We start from the raw sequence: 22,047 nt of genomic DNA, 5'->3' as shown, positions 1-22,047 counted from the left end.
CGAGGGCTTCACATCAGTTTTCAGCGCGTTACAGATCAATACAGCAAAGTTGTAGGGGATTCTGTATGCGCACCGTGATTTTCGACCTTGATGGGACGCTGGCTGATACCAGTGGCGATTTGATCGCAGCAGCGAATACATGTTTTCGTGGGCTAGGCTTGGGTGATCTTTTGGACCCGGCACAAGACGCGGCTACGGCGTTGCGCGGCGGGCGCGCGATGTTGAGCCTTGGGTTTTCGCGGATCGATGGTTTCGGCGATGCCGAGGTACAGCAGCAATATCCGATCTTGCTTGAAGCCTATGCAAGAGACATCGACAGCCATACGGTCATGTACCCCGGCGCGATGGAGGCCGTCGCTGCGCTATCTGCAGATGGCTACGCCGTGGGCATCGCGACCAATAAACCAGAAGCGCTGGCCGAAACCCTGCTGACCCGGCTGGGTGTGCGTGATGCGTTTGCCTCGCTGATCGGGGCTGATACGCTCGCTGTGCGCAAACCCGACCCAGAACATCATTTTGAGGCGGTCCGCCGCGCAAGGGGCGATCCTTTGCGGTCGCTGCTTGTCGGGGATACGGCAACTGATCGTGATACATCGCGCAACGCGGGCGTGCCGTCGATCTTGGTTGACTTTGGGCCAGGTGGCGATGTGGCCGCTTTGGCCCCAGAGGCCATCATCAGTGATTATGCACAGCTTTCAGAAACCGTGGCGCGGTTGATCGGCTAACGGCCTGCACGCAAATAATTCAAGGACAAGCCCAGCCTATGACAGAGAATTTCACCGGCAGTTTCACCCAACAAGAGCCTATTCCAGAGGCAGGTATTGCGGCAGCAAACGCTGTAATGCAGCACGGGCGCTTGCACCGTTATAATACCGTCGACGGGGAAATCGCCGAAGCGGCCTTGCTCGAAGAAGAATTTGCGGCGAGCACGGGTGCGCAGTTTTGTTTGGCGGTGGCCTCTGGCGGGTATGCGATGACAACGGCGCTGCGTGCGTGCGGTGTGCAACATGGCGATCAGGTGTTGACCAATGCCTTTACCTTGGCCCCGGTACCCGGTGCGATTGCTGCCGTGGGCGGCGTGCCGATCTATGTTGGCGTGACCGAGGATTTGGTGATCGATCTGGATGATCTTGCGGGCAAATTGGATCAGGCCAAGGTGCTATTGCTTAGCCATATGCGCGGGCATATTTGCGATATGCGGCGGCTGATGGCGATGTGCGATGCGGCGGGGGTAACCGTAATCGAAGATTGCGCCCATACGATGGGGGCGCATTGGGATGGCGTGCCAAGCGGGCGCTGGGGCAAGTTTGGCTGCTATTCAACACAGACCTACAAGCATATCAACTCGGGCGAGGGTGGGCTGCTCATTTCGGATGACGCCGAAGGCATGGCGCGGGCCATTATGCTGTCAGGCAGCTATATGCTGTTTGAACGGCACCGGGCCGCACCGCCAGCCGAGACATTCGCGCAGATTAAATATGAAACGCCAAATATATCGGGGCGAATGGATAACCTGCGTGCGGCGATCTTGCGGCCGCAGCTACGGGATTTGGCCACGCAAGCGGCACGGTGGAATGCACGCTATACCGCAGTTGAGGCGGGGCTGGTTGATACCCCCGGCTTGCGACTAATCACGCGGCCCAGCGCCGAAGGCTTTGTCGCCTCATCTTTCCAGTTCTTGCTGCTCGATTGGTCCGCGCCCGCCGTGGTTGAGGTGATTGCGCGTTGTGCGCAGCGCGGGGTTGAACTCAAATGGTTCGGCGGGGCAGAGCCCGCAGGGTTCACGTCACGCTATGATAGCTGGCGCTATGCCCCAAGCACGCCCATGCTAGCAACTGACCGTATCTTGGCCGGGATCATTGACATGCGTTTGCCACTGACCTTTGATCTGGACGATTGCGCGCAAATCGCTCGGATCATCCGCGCCGAAGTCAGCGCCGTGTTTCAGGCGCAAACCTAGCCATCCCTCAACCCGATGTGCTATCAAAGGGTGTGGGATAGGTCATTCCAGTCGGAAAGTTTATCCACTAGCTAAGCAAAAAAGTTTTAGATCAGCCCGACGGGAATTCGTGTTTCGTTGCCCCATTGCCGTGGTGACTGGCCGTACATGCGTTTGAATTCTCGGCTGAACTGCGACGCGCTTTGATAGCCCACGTCCCTGGCCGCCTCTGACACATTCATGCCGCTCGCGATTTTCATCGCAGCATTGTTCAGCCCCATCGATTTTACGAACTGGATAGGAGACATTGTTGTTGCCTGTTTGAAACGTCGATGAAACACCGCGCGGCTCATGCCAACCTGCGCGGCCATAGCATCCAGTTTTTCAGCGGTGATCGACGCACAGTGATGGTTGATGCTTAGCGCGGATTCAATGACATCAGCCGACCCATGATACGGACAGGTAATAAAACCGTGGGCGAAGTATCGTGTATGATCGAGGCCACTATATCCCGTCCGTTCACTTGGTAGCGTTTCAGGGTTCTGTTCGTCATGTTTGGAGACAAGGGGGTGCCACGTCGGATACTCCTTCGGGCTCGTCAGATCGTCAGGTTACACCGCGCTGCGATCCTAAACGGCTTCACAGCTCTTGGCATATCGCGTACCTATCGTGATGGGCTAAATTCGTCTGCGGTAAGCGGAAGTTCGACCTCAGGCCGATTTGTACAACAAAGTCGTGTGGAATTATATCGGATGGTGGCATCACGGAAGTTGTAGAATCCTATAGCTTTAAAATAATAAAAAATGCAATAACGCCTAATATATAATACTCTATGGGACCTCATGAATGAAACTAATTGTCCAGATTCCATGTCTGAACGAAGAAGCTAACCTCAAGGAGGTTCTAAAAGGCATCCCAAATGAGATACCAGGGATTGACACGATTGAAACGCAGATCATCGATGACGGATCTACAGATCGGACGGTCGAGATAGCCACCCAAATGGGCGTCACCTATATCCTGCGCAACAACGTAAACCGCGGGCTTGCTTACAGCTTTCAGGCTGGAATTGAAAATGCCCTGCGCAATGGCGCGGACATCATTGTAAATACCGATGGAGATCATCAATATGATAGTGCAAGCATCACAGATTTGGTCAAGCCAATCGTTGAAAGACAGGCTGAGATTGTGCTTGGTGATCGCCAACCGGCACAAAACACCACGTTTTCACCGATAAAGCGCCTATTACAAAAAATTGGTAGTGCGGTGGTCAGTAATCTCGCCCAAGTTGATATTTCTGATGCGGTGTCAGGTTTTAGGGCGTATTCACGTGAAGCCGCGTTAAGTATCAACGTGATGACCCGCTTCAGCTATACGACGGAAACGTTGATCCACGCCGGCCAACAAGGATTCAAAATCACATCGGTTGTCATAAACACCAACCCAACAACTAGGCCGTCGCGTCTTTTCCGTTCGATGTGGTCGTTTGTCGGTAAACAGGCAACGACGATACTGCGCAGCTATGTGATGTACCGCCCGCTGAATGCATTTATGAGCCTGGGTGCCGTGATGGTCCTGATCGGGCTCCTGCCCATTTTGCGGTTTCTTTATTTGTTCATGGCTGGAAACGGTGATGGCAATGTTCAATCTTTGGTCTTAGGAGGCGTGTTTTTGCTGGCAGGGTATATCACGGTTATTTTGGCGCTTCTCAGCGATACGATTGCAACAAACCGCCAACTGCTGGAACGGATATTGCGGCGCGTTCGCGACATCGAAATGGCGCATGCGGATCCCACCAACACAATATCAGACGACTTGCGCGCAGAAGAACGGACCCCACAGCCGTGACCAAAGACAAAACAGTTCTTCTCGCGTGTTTCTGCGCCGCAACTGGCGCGATTGTCTACGCTTTGTTGGCCTTTGGGGTCATGTTACCCCAGCCCTACCCCTATTTTGGTACAGACATCTACAACGCCTATTTCTATCGCTTGATCGAAGGGCGTTTTGACCTCCCTATGCGTATGTTGACGCTCGAAGGACACTATAGTGCGGATGGCACCGGTATTCTCTATCATGGGATTGCACCACTTCTGACACGGGCTGCACTACACCCGTTTGTTGCGCTTAACCAATTCCCGACAGGGGCATTTTCAGTCTGGCTTTGGGCAACGATAGGCACAGGGTTTTATCACCTCGCAATTTTTCAGGTGGTCCGCAAATATGTCGGCCCAATATCCCTCCTTTGGGTCGCCATTTTGGGGCTGACAATTTGGATTTGTAGCCCCGGCTTTCTGCTCAGCACCAATCCGGTTTTATACCATGAACCGATCAGTATTTCTTACGCGGCGATGGCTGTTGGCTTCTATTTAATGCTACGCTGTGCGTTATTTGGCATGGCATGGCGTTACGCCTTGATCCCAGCGGCATTTATGGCTGGGATTTTACTGCACGCACGCCCACACTTGGCTGTGGGTCTTTACGCAGGTATTTTGGTGATGATTGCCCTATCGCTTTGGCACGATACAAAACGAACGCTTATTCCCGCATTTATGAGCCTTGCAGTTCTTGGGGTAGTCGGGCTTTCATTTTTGCAACTCAATACGGCGCGTTTTGGGTCCGCAACCGCGGCACATGGCCAGATAGAAGGACCCAAAGCAAGTAGTCAGGTACAATATGCGCCAGTCTTTTTTGGCAGCGATTATGCGACCGCAGGGCGCGGTCTTGTTTTCGCTGAGCATGGCCGTTTCCACCCATGGCGCATCGTGCCAAACACACTAATTTACACATTTGACACCCCTGCTGCCAGTTCGCAAATCGCGACGCTTCACCGAAATGCAACCGAAAGTATTTCTGGGTACGGATATATCGAAGCGCCACGGTTTGGGATGCTCTTTTTTTGGACGGCATGGATCGTGCTCGTGATGGTGGGCCTAAGCACGGGGCGCCCCCGCTTCTCTGGCGGCCTTCGGGCCTTGCCTCTTTTGGTTGCGACAGGCATTGGCGCCGGTTTGATGTTAAGCTATCCAACCGTTACCTTGCGGTACAGAATTGATGTATGGCCATTTGTCATGGCGTTGTGCCTGCTTAGTTTTCCGGGCGTGATACGGCGATTTGGTTCAGAAATTTTGCAAAACACGCGCGTCGTCTTCCTTAGCCTCGTGGTCGTTCTAAGCGGTGTTTTTACGTCGGCACGCGTCGCGATCCCGCTTGCGCAAAGTTACCAAAAAGCACCGGGGCAAACCTATGCGCCATGGGACGTCGATATGTGTCAGACCCGGCTCGCAAGTAAGGCGTTTTCGCCAGAACGATTGGAACAATTATGCGTTGATCCCGAAAGCGTTTTTGCGCAACGAGACCAAGAATAGAGTAAAACTATGATAAAGATCACGGCAAAACGCGTATATGTGAAAATGGTGCATGGTCTGGGCGCAATCGCACGGCGCATTGGCATTCTTGGCTGGCTAGAACGTCGGCAAGACAGACGTAGCTTTCATTGGGTGCGCGCTCTTTTTGCCATTTACGATGTGGATCAAATGATTGCGTTGGATGTCCCTTGGTGGACATACCGCGCGATTGACGCTGTGGATCAATTTTTAAAAGAACGTCCAAATGCGGCAGTTTTTGAATTTGGTAGCGGGGCAAGCACAATCTGGCTCGCCCGCCGTGCCGGCACCGTTCACAGCACGGAGCATGACAAAGATTGGTTCGATTTGATGCAAAGTCGGATCATCCTCTATCCAGGTATCCATCTCACATATGTGCCCACTGATGCCACGCTTAGCCAAGACCCTCTCTACCATTCTCAAAAAGAGGCATACGCTGACCATAGCTTTGAAAACTATGTTAAGGAAATCGCCAAAACCGGCCAAAAATATGATTTGATTGTTATAGATGGGCGTGCGCGTCCTGCATGTCTGCACGTCGCGAAAAATTGTCTGACAAAGGACGGAATGATTGTTTTTGATAACACCAAACGCCAACGTTATGACATCGCGATCCGTCAAAGTGGGCTTGCTGCAACGCATCTTGCAGGGATGACCCCGTCGTTGCCGTATCGAGACAAGACAACCCTTTTGCATGTCACGCCAACCGACGGGCATAATGTCTGACAGATCATCATTTTTAAGGTTGATCGCTCGGCGTGCCGGGCAACTGATCACGTCTTGCGCGCTCGTATTCTTAGCATGGGCGCTATACCAGCAATGGGGTGCGATCAGCCACTGGCGACCTACCAAGGCACAGATTGCATTGTTTGCGGTGCTGGCATTTAGCTACAGCGGCGCGTTGATGCTATTGGCATTCAACTGGGTAATAATCGTGCAGACACTGATTGCGCAATCGCCGCCACGGGCTGCCCTGTTACTGTCCTATACCAAAACACAGATCGCCAAATATGTCCCCGGCAACGTGGTGCATCTTGTCAGCCGACACATGTATCTTCGGAATTTTGGCCTTAACCACAGATCACTTGCCACCGGGTCTTTGCTGGAGCTTCTGAGCCTGCCGTTGGCGGCCGTTACCGCCATCTGTCTTGTTATGCCCCTTGTTGACGAATCATACTTAGGGCCTTGGGAAATGGATGCGCTGGCGCCACCGTTCTTTATTGCTGCTGTGGGCGTGTCTACGCTGGCTATCTGGCGTGCCCAAAGATCATGGCATTTACCCGCAATAATCGTCGTGTGTCGTGGGGTGGTCTTCATGATGTGCCAGGGGATAATCTTCGCGGTCGTTCTCTATATCGTGTCCGGCAGCTTTGTCGCGCTTGCAATTCCAGCTGCTATATTCGCGTGGTTGGTTGGCTTTCTGACACCCGGCGCACCGGGTGGGATCGCCGTGCGTGAGGCTCTATTAGTCAGTTTACTAACCCATGTCGCGGCCGACGACACCGTTTTGATAGCGGCTTTGATTTTACGTATGACTACTACAGTCGGCGACCTTATCCTTTATCTATTTGGCAACTTGGTTTTGATGAAATACGTACCAGAAATTACCGATGATCGTCGTCAATGATCTAAAAGTCGGAGCCTTCTCAATCAAAATCGGCGAGGCCTATGCAGGCATAATTTCCGTAAGGGACAAGGAATAGCTTCCGCTAGATGTGCCATGTATCGCTATTTTGCCTGTGCGATAAGGGGGGGGATGTTCCGGTAGGGGCAGCCCTTAGGCCGTGCCAAAAACGACCGTTTTTGGCAGACTTGAAAACGTCGCTATCGATAAAGGTACGCGATGATTGCGCTCGGCATTTGAAGACTAATCGTCAAAGACTACGAGTTTTTCCAAAGATAAGTCGTACACTTCCTCATGGTATTGGTAAGAAAACCATGCTCGAAACAAGTCGAACGTGATTTCGGAAGGCCAATGTTCTTTGGGGACGTAAATATGTTGCGAAAGCTCTTGCTCAACGATGCTTCTGAAGCACTTTTCAAGCACTAGTCCATGGCAATTCTGGTCTTCCATCTCAATTAAATATGCCGAAGGCCGGTGATTGAGGGCCTCTAAATCCCATCTATGCAGTTCAGGCTTCACCAACTTTATCCAGTCAAGAAATTGCTGCTTTCCATAGAGTGTTATTTGGTGACGATTAAGTGCCTTCATCGTTCGAACCAGCCTATATTTTTACACAATTGAGACGTTTCAAACCAAGAAACTGTTAACGGTCAATACGCTCGCTACGGCTATTTATACGTTAGTTCCATGTCTGCCAAAAACGAGCGTTTTTGGTGGGTACATTTGGCATGCTAAATGCGTGTTGTTCTTCGATGATCTACCAGCGATAATCTACAAATCAAGGGGTAATCTCCCCATTTTTAATGGGGTTCAGCCGTAGAATTCAGGCGACTGTTTTCAGTTTCATTGCGGGTGTGATGCCGCCGATGCCCATGTTGGGTCGCTCGTTGTTGTAAGTCCATAGCCATTCGGTTGCTTGGTCTTGTGCCTCCTCGATGGTTTCAAAGATGTATTGGCTCTGCCATTCACCTCGGACGGTGAGATTGTAACGCTCAATATAGGCGTTCTGCTGAGGTTTGCCTGGCTGGATATGCTCGAGGCGGATGCCGCGCTTTTCAGCCCACGCCATCAACGTCCCACTGATATATTCTGGGCCGTTGTCGACACGTATGGTCCGACAGGCACTGCGGGGTTGGTTGGGCCAATTGGCAAGGGCAGGCTGCCCCCCATGCCTATGAGAAATTTGGGATGTCTCGGCTTTGGGGTGTTTCTCAAACGGCAACCGGCTGCGCATGGAGGCTGTAATTGGGTTTCCTGCCGCTGAAACCGTAATCTGTGCCCCCAATGATCGCATTGGGGCCAGAGCCATTAGAATCCAAATGTCAGATTTCGGTCTCAATTCTGACCGAATCGAAGGGCCTTTTGGAGTCAAGGAGATTCCGATGTCGTTTTCATGGCCAACATTGACACAAGCTACTTACCGGATCGCGCGCTTACGCCGTCTGATTGTCGCTGCCTATGTGTTGGCCGCTGTTGTTTTGGGTTTGACGGCATTGGTGTCTCCCGAGTTGTTGCCCGCGACGCGCGCGGTCAGTATTTTTACGACGATGGCGGTTTTGGTTTTGGGCCATGTCGTACTGTTTCCCAATGTGGCGCTTGAAACGCTTAGCCTGTCGGTTGTGGGGGCTCTATTTATCGCGGTTTTGCCAGTTTTGCCCGAAATTGCAGGCTATGCCTCTATAGCGTATTATCAGGCGGCGCTGACACTTGCTGTGGTTTTTGTCGTGCTTGTCGCGCTTGCGTTGATGACGGGACTTCAAAAGTTACTAGAAATCTGTGTCTACGCGGGACCGATGGCGCAGCTGCGCATCACAACACATCTTGATGTGCCGTATTCAGCTACGGTCGCCTGTCAGCAATTTGGATTGCGCCCTGAAACCCGGCGTGGGCGCGTGATGGCTGGCCCCGCGGACGCGCAAGGGTTCTTTGATGTTGCGGTCGTTTCGGAACACATGACAGACCCAGACGACCCAAGCTGCCCTTTGGTTGTGAAGCTTGACGCTATGGTTTTATCATCCGATCCGCAAAACCACGAAACAATGCTGGTCCTGCCCAATGGTGCGGTCACAGTGACAGCACATCGGTTTGCGCCAAAGGCCGACGGGTGCCGTGTGAGCGTGACTGAAATGCCCGGTGATTTCACGTTTGGCATGCACGCAATGTTTTGGCTGACGGATCAGCAGACGGATAACCTGGTCGAAGTCGCTGAGCTGATGCAAAATGAACCATCGCGGGTGAACGGTCTTGCCCACGCGGTATCGCTTTTGTCGATTGCGGGCGTTGTTTTGTCGCCGCGCCAGCCGGTGTTGGACTAGTTTCCATTTCCCATTGCCATTTTCGAACCGCAGCTTGTTGACCCGCGCTTGGGGCAGGGGTATGCAACAAAAAGCTATTATTGCGCGCTGATCATCGCGCCGTGCCACAAAGGACCCGCCATGCAGGAAATGCTTCTTGAATATCTGCCGATCTTGATTTTTCTAGGGCTGGCAATCGGGCTTGGGCTGATTTTGATTCTTGCGGCCGCGATTGTGGCCGTGCGCAATCCTGACCCCGAAAAAGTATCTGCCTATGAATGTGGGTTTAACGCTTTCGATGATGCGCGGATGAAATTTGACGTGCGTTTTTATCTGGTGTCGATCCTGTTTATCATTTTCGACCTCGAAGTCGCGTTTTTGTTCCCTTGGGCCGTGGCCTTTAAGGACATCAGCATGGTTGGGTTTTGGTCGATGATGGTGTTCCTGGGCGTGTTGACCGCGGGGTTTGCCTATGAGTGGAAAAAAGGCGCGCTTGAGTGGGAATAACCCGCGTCGAAATCTGCGATTTTGGAATGCCAGTTGCATATGCAGCTGGCATTTTTGTTGGCGGGTCCGGTGCAATAGCTGAAAATTTGCAGTGAAGATGCGAAACACCTCTGATTGACAGCCACTGAGGCATAGTGCCGACTTGACCTTGGGGGGCACCGCGCGTAGTTCCTAACTAGCAAAAGGTAGGCCCTTGGTCTGCATGGTAACTGATAAGGAAAGACGCACTTATGGGGATCGCCACCGGCCTGAATGATGCGGGCGCCGACAAGGAAGCTGCCACCCAGACCCTTAATCGCGAATTGCAGGACAAGGGTTTCCTTGTGACCAGCACCGCAGATATGATTAATTGGGCGCGCACAGGATCGTTGCACTGGATGACCTTTGGTCTGGCCTGTTGCGCGGTTGAAATGATGCATACATCGATGCCGCGCTATGACCTTGAACGGTTCGGCACCGCGCCGCGTGCGTCCCCGCGTCAATCTGATCTGATGATTGTTGCTGGCACGCTGACCAATAAAATGGCCCCGGCTTTGCGCAAAGTTTACGACCAAATGCCAGAGCCACGTTATGTGATCTCTATGGGGTCTTGTGCGAATGGCGGCGGCTACTACCACTATAGCTATTCAGTTGTGCGCGGTTGCGACCGTATCGTGCCGGTTGATATCTATGTGCCCGGGTGCCCACCAACGGCCGAAGCCCTGCTTTACGGCATTTTGCAGCTGCAACGTAAAATTCGCCGCACCGGGACGATCGTGCGCTAAGGCGCGTGCTGAAAGGGAAGACTATGACTGAAGCACTCAATGAACTCGGCGCGCATCTTGAGCTTAAGCGCAGCGACTGTGTCCTGTCGTGGGAAGTCACCCACGATGAGCTGACAGTGACCGTTGCGCCCTCATCACTTGTGTCCTTTGTCGAATTCCTGAAAACCGATCAGGCCTGTAAATTCTCAAGCCTTGTGGACATCACGGCTGTCGATTACCCAAGCCGGGCCAAACGGTTTGACGTAATCTATCATTTCCTCAGCATGTACCAAAACCACCGCATTCGTCTGCGCGTTCAAATTCGCGAAGACGAAATGATGCCGTCGATCTTGCCTGTGCACCCCAGCGCAAACTGGTTCGAGCGTGAAATTTTCGACATGTTTGGTATTTTGTTCACCGGTCATCCCGATTTGCGCCGTATCTTGACGGACTATGGGTTCCGCGGCTATCCGCTGCGCAAAGATTTCCCAACAACCGGCTATACCGAAGTGCGCTATGACGAAGTGCAAAAACGCGTTGTTTATGAGCCGGTGAAGCTGGTTCAAGAATATCGTCAGTTCGACTTCATGTCGCCGTGGGAAGGGGCCCAGTACATCCTGCCCGGCGATGAGAAAAAAGAGGAGGCGCAGTAAGATGATGGATGGCAATATTCGCACGAACGCGTATGACGACGGTTCAACTGACGCGGCCACTGACGAACAGCAAATTCGTAATTTTAACATCAACTTTGGTCCGCAGCACCCGGCGGCCCACGGTGTTTTACGTTTGGTGCTAGAGCTGGACGGCGAAATCGTAGAACGCTGCGATCCGCATATCGGCCTGCTGCACCGCGGCACCGAAAAGTTAATGGAAAGCCGCACATATCTGCAAAACTTGCCGTATTTCGACCGGTTGGATTATGTGGCACCTATGAACCAAGAACACGCTTGGTGCCTAGCGATCGAAAAACTGACGGGCACCGAAGTGCCGCGTCGTGCCTCCCTGATCCGCGTGCTTTATTCTGAAATTGGCCGTGTGTTGAACCACCTGCTGAACGTCACCACGCAAGCGATGGATGTTGGCGCGCTGACCCCACCACTTTGGGGTTTTGAAGAGCGTGAAAAGCTGATGGTTTTCTATGAGCGTGCCTGTGGTGCGCGTTTGCACGCCGCTTATTTCCGCCCCGGTGGTGTGCATCAGGACCTGCCTGATCAACTGATCGAAGACATTGACACTTGGGCTGTTGAGTTCCCAAAGGTCCTTGCCGACATCGACGGCTTGCTGACCGAAAACCGGATTTTCAAACAGCGCAACGCCGATATTGGTATCGTCACCGAAGAAGACATCCAAGAATGGGGTTTTTCTGGTGTGATGGTGCGCGGGTCTGGACTTGCATGGGATTTGCGCCGTGCAGAACCCTATGAATGCTATGACGAATTTGAATTCCAAATTCCAGTTGGTAAAAACGGCGACTGCTACGACCGCTACCTGTGCCGCATGGAAGAAATGCGCCAGTCCACATCGATCATCCGTCAGGCCTGCGAAAAGCTGCGCCATGAAAAAGGTGATGTGATGGCGCGCGGTAAGATGACCCCGCCGACACGCGGCGAGATGAAAACATCGATGGAATCGCTGATCCACCACTTCAAGCTTTATACCGAAGGGTTCCACGTTCCCGCCGGCGAAGTTTACGCCGCCGTTGAAGCGCCTAAAGGTGAATTTGGTGTGTTTTTGGTCGCTGACGGATCCAACAAACCGTATCGCGCAAAACTGCGCGCGCCGGGCTTCTTGCACTTGCAAGCGATGGATCACGTCGCGGGCGGCCACCAATTGGCCGACGTCGCAGCGATCATCGGGACGATGGATGTTGTGTTTGGTGAGATCGACCGCTGATGGGGTCGATCACGCTTGATATTTGGCTGCTTGTTCTGGGAGCCGTTGGCGGCATCGCAGGCGGTCTTGTTGCTAAGGGGCGCAGCCGGGTTTTGAAATCTGCGTTGGCAGGTGCGGTAGCGGTATTTTTGGCAACGTTCATACGCGGTATGCTTTAGGCGCGCAGGAGAAAAGAAAACATGAAACGTTCTTTGATCGGTCTTTCGTTTGTGACGCTTTCCGCTTGTTCAGGCGGAATGTTTCAAATTCCCGACTTTCGCCCTAATGCGACGCCTACTCCGGCACCTGTTCCCGTTGCCGCACCGATTGTGAACCCGCTTTCGGCGAAGGAACGGTTTGTGACGACGGTTGAACAAAACGGCTGCGTCGTGAACCAAAGCAACTCTGCCACGATCTTGACTGACGCGACGCTATCGCGCGAGGATTTGGCGCGGATCATGACCGAATTACGGGCCGAAGGGCGCGGTCAAATCGCTGCGGACCAACAATCGTTCGAACTGATTTCCGCGAACTGCCTATAATGGAAGCCCCGAACCTCATAAACGCTGGATTGCCCGGCTTGCTCCTTATGACAGCCTGTTTTAACCCCGGTGGGGTCGTCCCTACCGCCTTGTTCGTGCTGACCACATCAGCCGCCGTAATGACTGGGATACACTAATGCTACGCCGCCTATATCACGACCAGCCTGAAACATTTGCATTCACGCCAGACAACCAGAAATGGGCCGAAGCGCAGATGAAAAAATTCCCCGAAGGCCGTCAGGCCTCGGCTGTGATCCCGCTGCTTTGGCGCGCCCAAGAACAGCACGGTTGGTTGACCCGTCCGGCGATCGAATATGTCGGACAGATGCTTGATCTCGCATATATTCGCGTGCTGGAAGTCGCCTCGTTCTATTTCATGTTCCAACTGCAGCCTGTTGGCTCCATTGCCCATATTCAGGTTTGCGGTACCCTATCGTGTATGATTTGCGGCGCCGAGGATCTGATTGGCGTGTGTAAAGATAAGATCGCTGAAAAGGCGCATGAAGTCTCTGCTGACGGCAAGTTTTCTTGGGAAGAGGTGGAATGCCTTGGATCTTGCGCGAATGCGCCTATGGCGCAGATCGGCAAAGATTATTACGAAGATCTGACCGCAGAACGCCTGAGCGAAATCATCGATGAATTGGCCGCAGGGCAGGTGCCCGTGCCGGGTCCTCAAAACGGGCGTTTCGCAGCAGAGCCGCTCAAGGGCCTGACCAGCCTGCGCGACTATGACAGCGGTAAGACCAAATATAACGCCAGCGTGCAAGCCGCTGTCGAAATCGGCGACACTGTAAAGCGCATCGATGGCACCGAAGTGCCGCTTTTGACCCCCTGGGTCAAAGATGCCGCCGCTAAACCCGCGAAGCCCAAAGCAGCAGCCAAACCCAAAGCTGCGAAACCTGCCGCGAAGAAGCCTATCGACGAGACCGGCATCACCAAGCAGCAGGCTGTCGCCAAATCCAAGGCCAAGCCCGACGTGTCTGCGGATATCGCTGAAGAACAGCCGCTCACGTTGGATGCTGCCCGCGAAACTGGTGCGGATGACTTGAAAAAAATTAGCGGCGTTGGTCCAAAGCTGGAAGGCGTGTTGAACGACCTTGGTTTCTGGCATTTTGATCAGATCGCTGATTGGACAGATGCGCAGGTCGCTTGGGTGGATAGCCGCTTGAAATTCAAAGGTCGGATCATTCGTGACAATTGGATGGCGCAGGCGAAAGAATTGGCAGAAAAGTAACATTTGCGCGGCAATTGGGCGATTTATGGAGATAAATGGCCGTTTGTACAAAAATCCCTAGGTGAATCCGTTTGTGCGGGTAATGGTTCGGCGAATTGATCACCCGAGGGAGACTGCACAATGAATGAACTCAAACCCATTACGCAGCGGATGCTGTTTATTGCAGGCGGTATAGGAGCCGTTTTTGCGATTCTTCTACTGATTTTTAGCAAGTTTGGTTTTTTTGGCGCGTTGTTTATTGGCCTGATTGTGGCTGCCGCGATCTTGTTTGCGATGATGATGGGGCTGCTTGATGCGTTCGTCGGGGAAGATGCGCCTGCCGCTGCAAATCCCGTGGAGGATGTGCCGCCAAGCAAACCTGCACCGAAAGCCGAGTCTACGCCGGAACCAACCGAAGAGCCGGAAGCCACACCCGAAGCTGAAGTAATTCCTGAACCCGAAGCAGCCGCAGAACCCGAACCAAAAATGGCAGTGGAACCAGCACCTATCGTTGAGCCAGCACCTGAACCCATGCCCGCCGACGAACCTGTATTTGCAGACGAGAAGCCTGCAGGTCTGGAAGCTGCGCGTGCAGGCGGCGCCGACGATTTGAAGAAGATCAAAGGCGTCGGCCCAAAGCTGGAAACGATGCTCAATGGTATGGGTTTTTATCACTTTGATCAGATCGCCGCTTGGGGCCCGGCTGAACAAAAATGGGTTGATGAGAATTTGCCTGGATTTAAGGGTCGTGCAACGCGTGACAAATGGGTAGAACAGGCAAAGACCCTAGCGGCGGGATAAACCACCGTGTAGACGATGCGAAAGGCGGCGCCGTTGGGCGCCGTTCCACAGATGAGCAACGATTTAGACATCAAACGTGCCAAGTCAGGTCAACGCGCCGCGTTGATTCTTGCCGGAACAGGTGTTTTATGGATCGTAGCGACATGGGCAGGGTCACATTTCGGTTGGACCCAGCGCACGCGCGGGTTATTTGACCTTGCGGCGCTTGCTGGTTTCGGCTTTGCGCTGTGGCAGACATTTCAACTCTGGCGGACACGCCAGAACGACAAGGGCGAAAGCTGATGCTCAAAGACGAAGACCGGATTTTCACGAACCTTTACGGGATGCACGACCGCACCTTGGCTGGCGCTCAAGCGCGTGGTCACTGGGATGGTACTGCGGATATCATCAAAAAGGGCCGCGATTGGATCGTGAACGAGATGAAAGCCTCTGGCTTGCGTGGCCGGGGTGGTGCGGGTTTCCCGACCGGTCTGAAATGGTCATTTATGCCCAAAGAAAGCGACGGTCGCCCATCTTACCTTGTTGTGAATGCCGACGAATCTGAGCCGGGCACATGTAAAGACCGCGAAATTATGCGCCATGATCCGCATACATTGGTCGAAGGTTGCTTGATCGCTTCTTACGCGATGAACGCAAACGCCTGCTATATTTATATTCGCGGCGAATACATTCGCGAAAAAGAAGCCCTGCAAGCCGCGATCGACGAAGCATATGCTGCGGGTTTAGTTGGTAAAAATGCCGCTAAATCGGGTTGGGATTTCGATATTTACCTGACCCACGGGGCGGGGGCCTATATTTGCGGTGAAGAAACCGCGCTGCTCGAAAGCCTTGAAGGCAAAAAAGGTATGCCGCGGATGAAGCCGCCGTTCCCAGCGGGCGCTGGTCTTTATGGCTGCCCGACAACTGTGAACAACGTCGAATCAATTGCCGTAGTGCCAACGATTTTGCGCCGTGGTGGTGGTTGGTTTGCGGGCATCGGTCGCGCAAACAATGCGGGCACCAAGCTGTTTGCGATTTCAGGTCACGTGAATAACCCCTGCGTCGTCGAAGAAGAAATGGGTATTTCGTTTGAAGAGCTGATCGAAAAGCACTGCGGTGGCATCAAGGGCGGCTGGGATAACCTTAAGGCTGTGATCCCCGGTGGCTCTTCCGTGCCTAACGTGCGCGGTGAAAACATGCGCGATGCGATCATGGATTTCGACGGGCTCAAAGAAAAAGGCTCCAGCCTTGGCACTGCGGCGGTCATTGTGATGGATCAATCAACAGATATGATCAAAGCGATCTGGCGTCTGTCCAAGTTTTATAAGCACGAAAGCTGCGGTCAGTGTACGCCGTGTCGCGAAGGCACCGGCTGGATGATGCGCGTTATGGAGCGTTTGGTAAAAGGTGATGCATCTGTCGAAGAAATCGATATGCTCTTTGATGTGACCAAACAGGTTGAGGGCCACACAATTTGTGCGCTTGGTGATGCGGCCGCATGGCCAATTCAGGCTCTTATCCGGAATTTCCGGGATGAAATTGAAGACCGGATTAAGCATAAACGTATTGCGGGGATTGCAGCAGAATGATGAAAACAGGCCTAATTTTGGGGGCGGCTTTGACGCTTGCCGCTTGTGCAACCGGATCGGGTGCTGCGCGCTCGTTTGATGATCCTGCAGTGCAAAAACTGTATAACATGTCGACGCCAGAGTATTACGCGACGCTGAAAGTTGCGAATGATGTCGCGCGCAACTGCGCTGATTTTCGTTATGATGCGGCATTGGATGCTGAGCTGAACGAAAAACGCAATGAAATGGGGCGTGGCTCACTCTCTGCGATCCCTTTGCGTCTTGCGATTGAAACGGAAACCAGCGTCAGCGAACGCAGCTTTGAAGCAAAGCACGGTGTTGAAATGGTCGGTCAAGATCTATGTCCTGCCGCTACGGCTGAAACGCTTGAAGGTACCGCGCTGAGCGCCTTGTTGGTACCTGTTTAGAAACTCTGCGAAGACGCGATTGTTTTTGGGCCGCCAGTTTCTGCGCGGCCCTTTTTATTTTTACGCGAAACCTGGCCGATCCCATAGGTAATCAAGGCACTGATATTGAATAACGGTGCCGCAATGACAATCTTTGGTGCAATCAAAGGCGCATTAAGAACCGCCCTACAGGAGACGACACATGGCCAAACCCCCATTTATTATCGCCGCCGCCGCAGTTCTATGTGGGCTTGCCGGCAATTTATCCGCGCAGACCGCGTTGCGCGATCAGCCCGAAGTGCGCGATGGCATCATCTATGTTGGCATGGCCTATGAGATTTCAGAGCAATGCAGCGACATTCGTGCGCGCACGTTTCGTGGTATTAATTTCCTTCAATCGCTCAAACGGCGGGCTGCAGAGCTGGGGTATTCGGACGCTGAAATTGATGCCTATGTCGGGGATCGTGCCGAAAAACGCAGGCTCGAAGGTATCGCGCGCGCGCAGCTTGCGCAGCTTGGGGTGGTCGTCGATGATCCTGCCACATATTGCACCGTTGGCCATGCGCAAATCGCTGCAAATACCCGCGTAGGGTGGTTGTTGCGCTAAGGAGCCGAATTTGACGCGAATTTTGGCGTCTTTTTTGTCAAACTGACTGGCATCATGTTCCCGGTCGCGTTAGAACGCGGCTAACGCGGTCCCACCCCAACTTGTCGGGGAAGGCGCGCAAGGGAATAAAAAGGCACGCCATGTCTGATCTACGCAAAGTCGTCATTGATGGAACTGAGGTCGAAGTTGATGGGGCGATGACCCTCATCCAGGCCTGTGAACAGGTCGGGATCGAAGTTCCAAGGTTCTGCTATCACGAACGGCTTTCGATTGCGGGCAACTGCCGCATGTGTCTGGTCGAGGTTGTCGGCGGCCCGCCAAAACCCACCGCCTCTTGTGCGATGCAGGTGCGCGATTTGCGCCCCGGCCCAGAAGGTCAGCCACCCGTTGTGAAAACCAATTCGCCCATGGTCAAAAAGGCCCGTGAAGGCGTGATGGAATTCCTGCTGATAAACCACCCGCTTGATTGTCCGATTTGTGACCAAGGCGGGGAATGCGATCTCCAAGATCAGGCGATGGCCTATGGCGTCGACTTTAGCCGCTTCCGTGAACCAAAGCGCGCGACTGATGATCTGGATCTTGGCCCGCTTGTCGAAACCCACATGACCCGCTGTATTTCGTGCACCCGCTGCGTGCGGTTCACGTCCGAAGTCGCAGGCATCACGCAGATGGGCCAAACTGGCCGTGGCGAAGATGCGGAAATCACCAGCTATCTGGGTGAAACGCTTGATTCGAATATGCAGGGTAACATCATTGACCTGTGCCCGGTTGGCGCACTGGTGTCGAAACCCTATGCATTTACCGCCCGTCCTTGGGAATTAACCAAGACAGAATCAATCGATGTGATGGACGCGCTGGGGTCAAACATCCGCGTTGATACCAAAGGCCGCGAAGTCATGCGTATCTTGCCGCGCAACCACAACGGCGTGAACGAAGAGTGGATTTCGGATAAGACACGTTTTGTTTGGGATGGTCTTCGCCGCCAACGTCTAGATACACCCTACATCCGTGAAAACGGCAAATTGCGCAAAGCTGGTTGGGACGAGGCATTAACCGCCGCCGCCACAGCAATGAACGGTAAAAAAGTCGCAGGGCTTGTCGGTGATCTGGCCCCGGTCGAAGCGACATTCGCACTGAAACAACTGATCGAAGCCCAAGGCGGCGTAGTCGAGGCGCGCACCAACGGTGCGAAACTGCCTGCTGACAATCGGTCGGCCTACGTCGGTACCGCGTCAATCGAAGATATCGACGACGCAGAATACATCATGCTGATCGGCACCAACCCACGCGAAGAATCGCCTGTGTTGAACGCCCGTATCCGTGGTGCTTGGTCCAAAGGGGCAAATGTCGCGCTGATCGGCGAAGCCGTCGATTTGACCTATGACTATGTTCATATGGGCACCGACCGCGACGCGCTGGTGTCATTGGCTGACCATGCATTCGGCGACATCAAAGACAAGAAATCTGTGATGATCGTGGGCCAAGGCGCATTGAACGAGGCTGACGGCGAAGCCGTATTAAGCCAAGTGATGAAAGCGGTTGAACGCTCTAACGGCAAATTGATGGTGCTGCACGGGGCAGCGTCACGTGTTGGTGCGCTTGATGTTGGTGCTGTGACTGACAGTGGCATGGACGCAATCAAAGACGCTGAGGTGATCTATAACCTAGGCGCGGATGAGGTCGACATCGCCCCGGGCGCATTTGTGATCTACCAAGGTTCGCATGGGGATCGTGGTGCGCACCGCGCAGACATCATCCTGCCGGGCGCTGCCTATACCGAAGAAAACGGATTGTTTGTGAACACCGAAGGGCGTCCGCAGCTTGCACTGCGTGCCAGCTTCCCTCCGGGTGAGGCCAAAGAAAACTGGGCGATCTTGCGCGCGCTATCTGCTGAATTGGGCGCAACCTTGCCCTATGATAGCATGGCGCAACTGCGTCAGGCGATTGTGAGCGCCCACCCGCATTTGGGTCAGATTGACGAAGTCACGGAAAATGAATGGCACCCTATTGAGGCGAAAATGCCGGGGAAAGCCGCGTTCAAGTACGCAATCACGGATTTCTACTTAACAAACCCAATCGCGCGTGCGTCCAGCCTGATGGCTGAACTCAGCGCGAATGCCAAAGCGCGGGCAACCCCCGCAGTCGCGGCTGAATAAGACGGGGTTCGCCCCATAAATTGCAGCCTTTTGGCTGGCACCAGTGGCACGACAAACACGCGCGCCGCGTCAAGATGGCACCAGTTCATGGTGTGAGGGAATAAATATGGTCGAGTTCTTCACCAATACCAACCTTGGGATCGTCCTTGTGATTTTGGCCCAGTGTTTGCTGGTTCTGGTCCCATTGCTGGTCGCTTTGGCGTTCTTGATGTATGCGGACCGTAAAATCTGGGCCGCCGTCCAGATGCGCAAAGGGCCAAACATGGTTGGTGCCTTTGGTTTGCTGCAATCCTTTGCGGATTTCTTGAAATACATCGTCAAAGAAATCGTCGTCCCTGCGGGTGCTGACAAATTTGTCTTCTTCCTTGCGCCGATGATTTCGTTCGTGCTGGCCGTGGTCGCATGGTCGGTGATCCCGTTCAACGATGGTTGGGTGCTGTCCAACATCAACGTGGCCATTCTGTTTGTCTTCGCGGTGTCCTCGCTCGAGGTTTACGGTGTGATCATGGGCGGGTGGGCGTCGAACTCGAAATACCCATTCCTTGGTTCACTACGGTCTGCCGCGCAGATGATTTCTTACGAAGTCTCGCTGGGCCTAATCATCATCGGTGTGATTATCTCAACCGGTTCCATGAACTTTGGCGATATCGTCGCGGCCCAAGACGGCAAGGCCGGCCTGTTCAACTGGTATTGGGTTGCGCATTTCCCGATGCTGTTTCTCTTCTTTATCTCTGCACTGGCTGAGACCAACCGCCCACCGTTTGACCTTCCCGAAGCGGAATCCGAACTGGTTGCGGGGTATCAGGTTGAATATTCATCAACACCGTTCTTGCTGTTTATGATCGGTGAATTGATGGCCGTCGTACTGATGTGCGCGCTGATTTCACTGCTGTTCTTTGGCGGCTGGTTGTCACCAATTCCGGGCCTGCCAGATGGTATCCTGTGGATGGTGCTGAAAATGGCTGGCTGTTTCTTTGTCTTCTCAATGGTCAAGGCGATCACACCACGCTACCGCTATGACCAACTGATGCGGATCGGCTGGAAAGTCTTCTTGCCGCTCTCACTCTTCTGGGTGGTTCTAGTGTCATTCCTCGCAAAATTCGAAGTGCTCGGCGGTTTCTGGGCACGCTGGACAATGGGTGGTTAATTGATCCTACGAGCGATCATATCCCGCCGCACAGTGATGCTGTGTTGCGCCGCGCTTGCTGCCGCAGTTTGCCTAAGCTTTGCTTGGGCGCGGTACAGCAGTGCGGGTTCTTTGGCGGATGATCACCGTGCGGAGGAATTTGCCGAGACTATTATGACGTATGTGGCTGATACCTGCCCGACGCCGGCACGCGACGCGACTATGGACGAAGAACTTCTTCGGCTGATGGAAGCGCCGTTTGGGATGGGCGATGAGTCTGACGAAATGCAATGGCTTGAGACGCTAGGCAAGGACAGCATAGCGTCGCAGATGACTGACATCGATAAGCGTGGCTTGGCTATTGTGTTTGTTGGTGCATTCGGGATCGTCGAACAGCTTAAGTACACGAATCTACTCACGGATGAGGACCATCTTCAAAGCGACAACTACCTTGAGGTTGAGGCCGAGCAATATGGTCGCGCGCTGTATCTGTTAGACCTCATGGACTGCATTTGGCCCTCTGCAGAAGAAGTAAGAAATCCACCGATGGCATCTGGCCTCGGCGAAAAGGGCGATGAGTTGTGGCGGAACGTTTCGCGATCAATTTATACGGGAAATTGCCCGATGGAGTATCTCTTGTTTATGCGGTCATACTTCGAAACAGACTTTGCGAGCATTCTACCAGACGATAGAGATGCAGCCTACGCCGATCTCATGCGTGCGCATGAACACTACACTGAGCCTGCAAGCGTAGCCGAAAGATGCGAGGAATTCACCTAGGATGACCCAAATGGATTACACACGCGCCGTAAAGTATTTCCTGCTGCAGGATTTCTATGTCGGTTTTAAACTGGGGTTGAAGTATTTCTTCTCGCCCAAGGCCACGTTGAACTACCCACATGAAAAGGGGCCTTTGTCCCCGCGTTTTCGTGGCGAACATGCGTTGCGCCGTTATGCGAATGGCGAAGAGCGCTGTATTGCGTGCAAATTGTGCGAGGCCGTTTGCCCGGCGCAAGCGATCACCATTGACGCGGAACCCCGCGATGATGGGTCCCGCCGCACTACGCGCTATGACATTGATATGACCAAATGCATCTACTGCGGTTTCTGCCAGGAAGCCTGCCCAGTGGATGCAATTGTTGAGGGGCCGAATTTCGAATTCAGCACCGAAACCCGCGAAGAACTGTATTACGACAAAGAAAAACTGCTGGCGAACGGCGACCGTTGGGAATCCGAGATTGCGCGCAATCTCGAGCTTGACGCACCGTACCGGTAGGGGAAGAAAA

General features: G+C 53.4%; 24 protein-coding genes and 1 pseudogene. 23 read left to right on the top strand and 2 right to left on the bottom strand.

From position 1 onward, the window contains the following. Positions 1–65 precede the first annotated feature (65 nt). Entirely contained in the window at positions 66–725 is a 660-nt protein-coding gene (locus DS901_RS08665; protein ID WP_113776511.1) for an HAD-IA family hydrolase, read from the top strand. Positions 726–763: 38 nt separating this feature from the next. Next, complete coding sequence (locus DS901_RS08660; protein WP_113776510.1) at positions 764–1,960, top strand: DegT/DnrJ/EryC1/StrS family aminotransferase; 1,197 nt, start codon at positions 764–766, stop codon at positions 1,958–1,960. An 86-nt stretch (positions 1,961–2,046) separates the two neighbouring features. On the opposite strand, the gene DS901_RS18735 is transcribed toward DS901_RS08660, so the two are convergent. Next, positions 2,047–2,319 carry a helix-turn-helix domain-containing protein gene (locus DS901_RS18735; protein WP_368506475.1) on the bottom strand — a complete coding sequence of 91 codons (273 nt, stop codon included), beginning with the start codon at positions 2,317–2,319 and terminating at the stop codon, positions 2,047–2,049. A gap of 466 nt (positions 2,320–2,785) precedes the next feature. Between DS901_RS18735 and DS901_RS08650 the strand changes: the two genes are divergently transcribed. The 4 genes from DS901_RS08650 to DS901_RS08635 all read left to right on the top strand — a co-directional run bounded on the left by DS901_RS08650 (position 2,786) and on the right by DS901_RS08635 (position 6,949). Continuing rightward, entirely contained in the window at positions 2,786–3,787 is a 1,002-nt protein-coding gene (locus DS901_RS08650) for a glycosyltransferase family 2 protein (RefSeq protein ID WP_113776508.1), read from the top strand. Then, on the top strand, positions 3,784–5,304 hold the full coding sequence (locus DS901_RS08645; protein WP_113776507.1) for a hypothetical protein: 1,521 nt from the start codon (positions 3,784–3,786) through the stop codon (positions 5,302–5,304). The genes DS901_RS08650 and DS901_RS08645 overlap by 4 nt, the downstream gene beginning before the upstream one ends. Before the next feature lie 9 nt (positions 5,305–5,313). Continuing rightward, the gene (locus DS901_RS08640) at positions 5,314–6,048 is read left to right on the top strand and encodes a class I SAM-dependent methyltransferase (protein ID WP_113776506.1); all 735 of its coding nucleotides are present in this window, start codon (positions 5,314–5,316) and stop codon (positions 6,046–6,048) included. Between the two features lie 139 nt (positions 6,049–6,187). Beyond that, positions 6,188–6,949, top strand: a complete 762-nt coding sequence (locus DS901_RS08635) for a hypothetical protein (RefSeq protein WP_147249886.1) — start codon at positions 6,188–6,190, stop codon at positions 6,947–6,949. A gap of 820 nt (positions 6,950–7,769) precedes the next feature. Here the strand turns inward: DS901_RS08635 and DS901_RS08625 are convergent. Then, positions 7,770–8,057 (bottom strand): annotated as a pseudogene (locus tag DS901_RS08625) (transposase); the annotation flags it as partial. A 271-nt stretch (positions 8,058–8,328) separates the two neighbouring features. Here DS901_RS08625 and DS901_RS08620 point away from each other — a divergent pair. The 17 genes from DS901_RS08620 (at position 8,329) to nuoI (ending at position 22,037) form a co-directional block, all read left to right on the top strand. Continuing rightward, complete coding sequence (locus DS901_RS08620; protein WP_113776556.1) at positions 8,329–9,261, top strand: hypothetical protein; 933 nt, start codon at positions 8,329–8,331, stop codon at positions 9,259–9,261. 120 nt (positions 9,262–9,381) lie between these two features. Further along, entirely contained in the window at positions 9,382–9,747 is a 366-nt protein-coding gene (locus tag DS901_RS08615; protein ID WP_113776555.1) for an NADH-quinone oxidoreductase subunit A, read from the top strand. Between the two features lie 230 nt (positions 9,748–9,977). Further along, positions 9,978–10,511, top strand: a complete 534-nt coding sequence (locus tag DS901_RS08610) for a NuoB/complex I 20 kDa subunit family protein (protein WP_090199045.1) — start codon at positions 9,978–9,980, stop codon at positions 10,509–10,511. 23 nt (positions 10,512–10,534) lie between these two features. Further along, entirely contained in the window at positions 10,535–11,143 is a 609-nt protein-coding gene (locus DS901_RS08605; RefSeq protein WP_113776503.1) for an NADH-quinone oxidoreductase subunit C, read from the top strand. A gap of 1 nt (position 11,144) precedes the next feature. Beyond that, the gene (locus tag DS901_RS08600; protein ID WP_113776502.1) at positions 11,145–12,383 is read left to right on the top strand and encodes an NADH-quinone oxidoreductase subunit D; all 1,239 of its coding nucleotides are present in this window, start codon (positions 11,145–11,147) and stop codon (positions 12,381–12,383) included. Then, positions 12,383–12,541: a hypothetical protein gene (locus DS901_RS18730; protein ID WP_181820815.1), complete on the top strand. Its 159-nt coding sequence runs from the start codon at positions 12,383–12,385 to the stop codon at positions 12,539–12,541. Before DS901_RS08600 ends, DS901_RS18730 begins: the two co-directional genes overlap by 1 nt. Before the next feature lie 21 nt (positions 12,542–12,562). Further along, entirely contained in the window at positions 12,563–12,904 is a 342-nt protein-coding gene (locus DS901_RS08595) for a hypothetical protein (protein WP_113776501.1), read from the top strand. 136 nt (positions 12,905–13,040) lie between these two features. Further along, positions 13,041–14,138, top strand: coding sequence for an NADH-quinone oxidoreductase subunit E (locus DS901_RS08590; RefSeq protein ID WP_113776500.1), 1,098 nt, complete (start codon positions 13,041–13,043; stop codon positions 14,136–14,138). A gap of 120 nt (positions 14,139–14,258) precedes the next feature. Further along, positions 14,259–14,918: an NADH:ubiquinone oxidoreductase gene (locus tag DS901_RS08585; RefSeq protein WP_113776499.1), complete on the top strand. Its 660-nt coding sequence runs from the start codon at positions 14,259–14,261 to the stop codon at positions 14,916–14,918. A 51-nt stretch (positions 14,919–14,969) separates the two neighbouring features. Further along, a complete protein-coding gene (locus DS901_RS08580; RefSeq protein ID WP_113776554.1) occupies positions 14,970–15,200 on the top strand; it encodes a DUF5337 domain-containing protein in 231 nt (76 codons plus the stop codon). After that, entirely contained in the window at positions 15,200–16,486 is a 1,287-nt protein-coding gene (gene nuoF / locus DS901_RS08575; RefSeq protein WP_113776498.1) for an NADH-quinone oxidoreductase subunit NuoF, read from the top strand. The genes DS901_RS08580 and nuoF overlap by 1 nt, the downstream gene beginning before the upstream one ends. Further along, positions 16,483–16,893: a hypothetical protein gene (locus DS901_RS08570; RefSeq protein WP_113776497.1), complete on the top strand. Its 411-nt coding sequence runs from the start codon at positions 16,483–16,485 to the stop codon at positions 16,891–16,893. Before nuoF ends, DS901_RS08570 begins: the two co-directional genes overlap by 4 nt. A 181-nt stretch (positions 16,894–17,074) precedes the next feature. Beyond that, the gene (locus tag DS901_RS08565; protein WP_113776496.1) at positions 17,075–17,479 is read left to right on the top strand and encodes a DUF5333 domain-containing protein; all 405 of its coding nucleotides are present in this window, start codon (positions 17,075–17,077) and stop codon (positions 17,477–17,479) included. A 140-nt stretch (positions 17,480–17,619) separates the two neighbouring features. Next, positions 17,620–19,635: an NADH-quinone oxidoreductase subunit NuoG gene (gene nuoG, locus DS901_RS08560; RefSeq protein WP_113776495.1), complete on the top strand. Its 2,016-nt coding sequence runs from the start codon at positions 17,620–17,622 to the stop codon at positions 19,633–19,635. A 106-nt stretch (positions 19,636–19,741) separates the two neighbouring features. Further along, positions 19,742–20,782 (top strand): NADH-quinone oxidoreductase subunit NuoH, encoded by a 1,041-nt coding sequence (gene nuoH, locus DS901_RS08555; protein ID WP_113776494.1) that lies wholly within the window; start codon positions 19,742–19,744, stop codon positions 20,780–20,782. After that, on the top strand, positions 20,783–21,541 hold the full coding sequence (locus DS901_RS08550; protein ID WP_147249885.1) for a hypothetical protein: 759 nt from the start codon (positions 20,783–20,785) through the stop codon (positions 21,539–21,541). Between the two features lies 1 nt (position 21,542). Continuing rightward, positions 21,543–22,037 carry an NADH-quinone oxidoreductase subunit NuoI gene (gene nuoI / locus DS901_RS08545; protein ID WP_113776492.1) on the top strand — a complete coding sequence of 165 codons (495 nt, stop codon included), beginning with the start codon at positions 21,543–21,545 and terminating at the stop codon, positions 22,035–22,037. Positions 22,038–22,047 lie beyond the last annotated feature (10 nt).

Origin of the sequence: Loktanella sp. D2R18, assembly GCF_003318235.1 — a bacterium.
Taxonomy (GTDB): domain Bacteria; phylum Pseudomonadota; class Alphaproteobacteria; order Rhodobacterales; family Rhodobacteraceae; genus Yoonia.
Note: the sequence above shows the minus strand (reverse complement) of the source record. Positions and strands in the feature narration are given on the sequence as shown.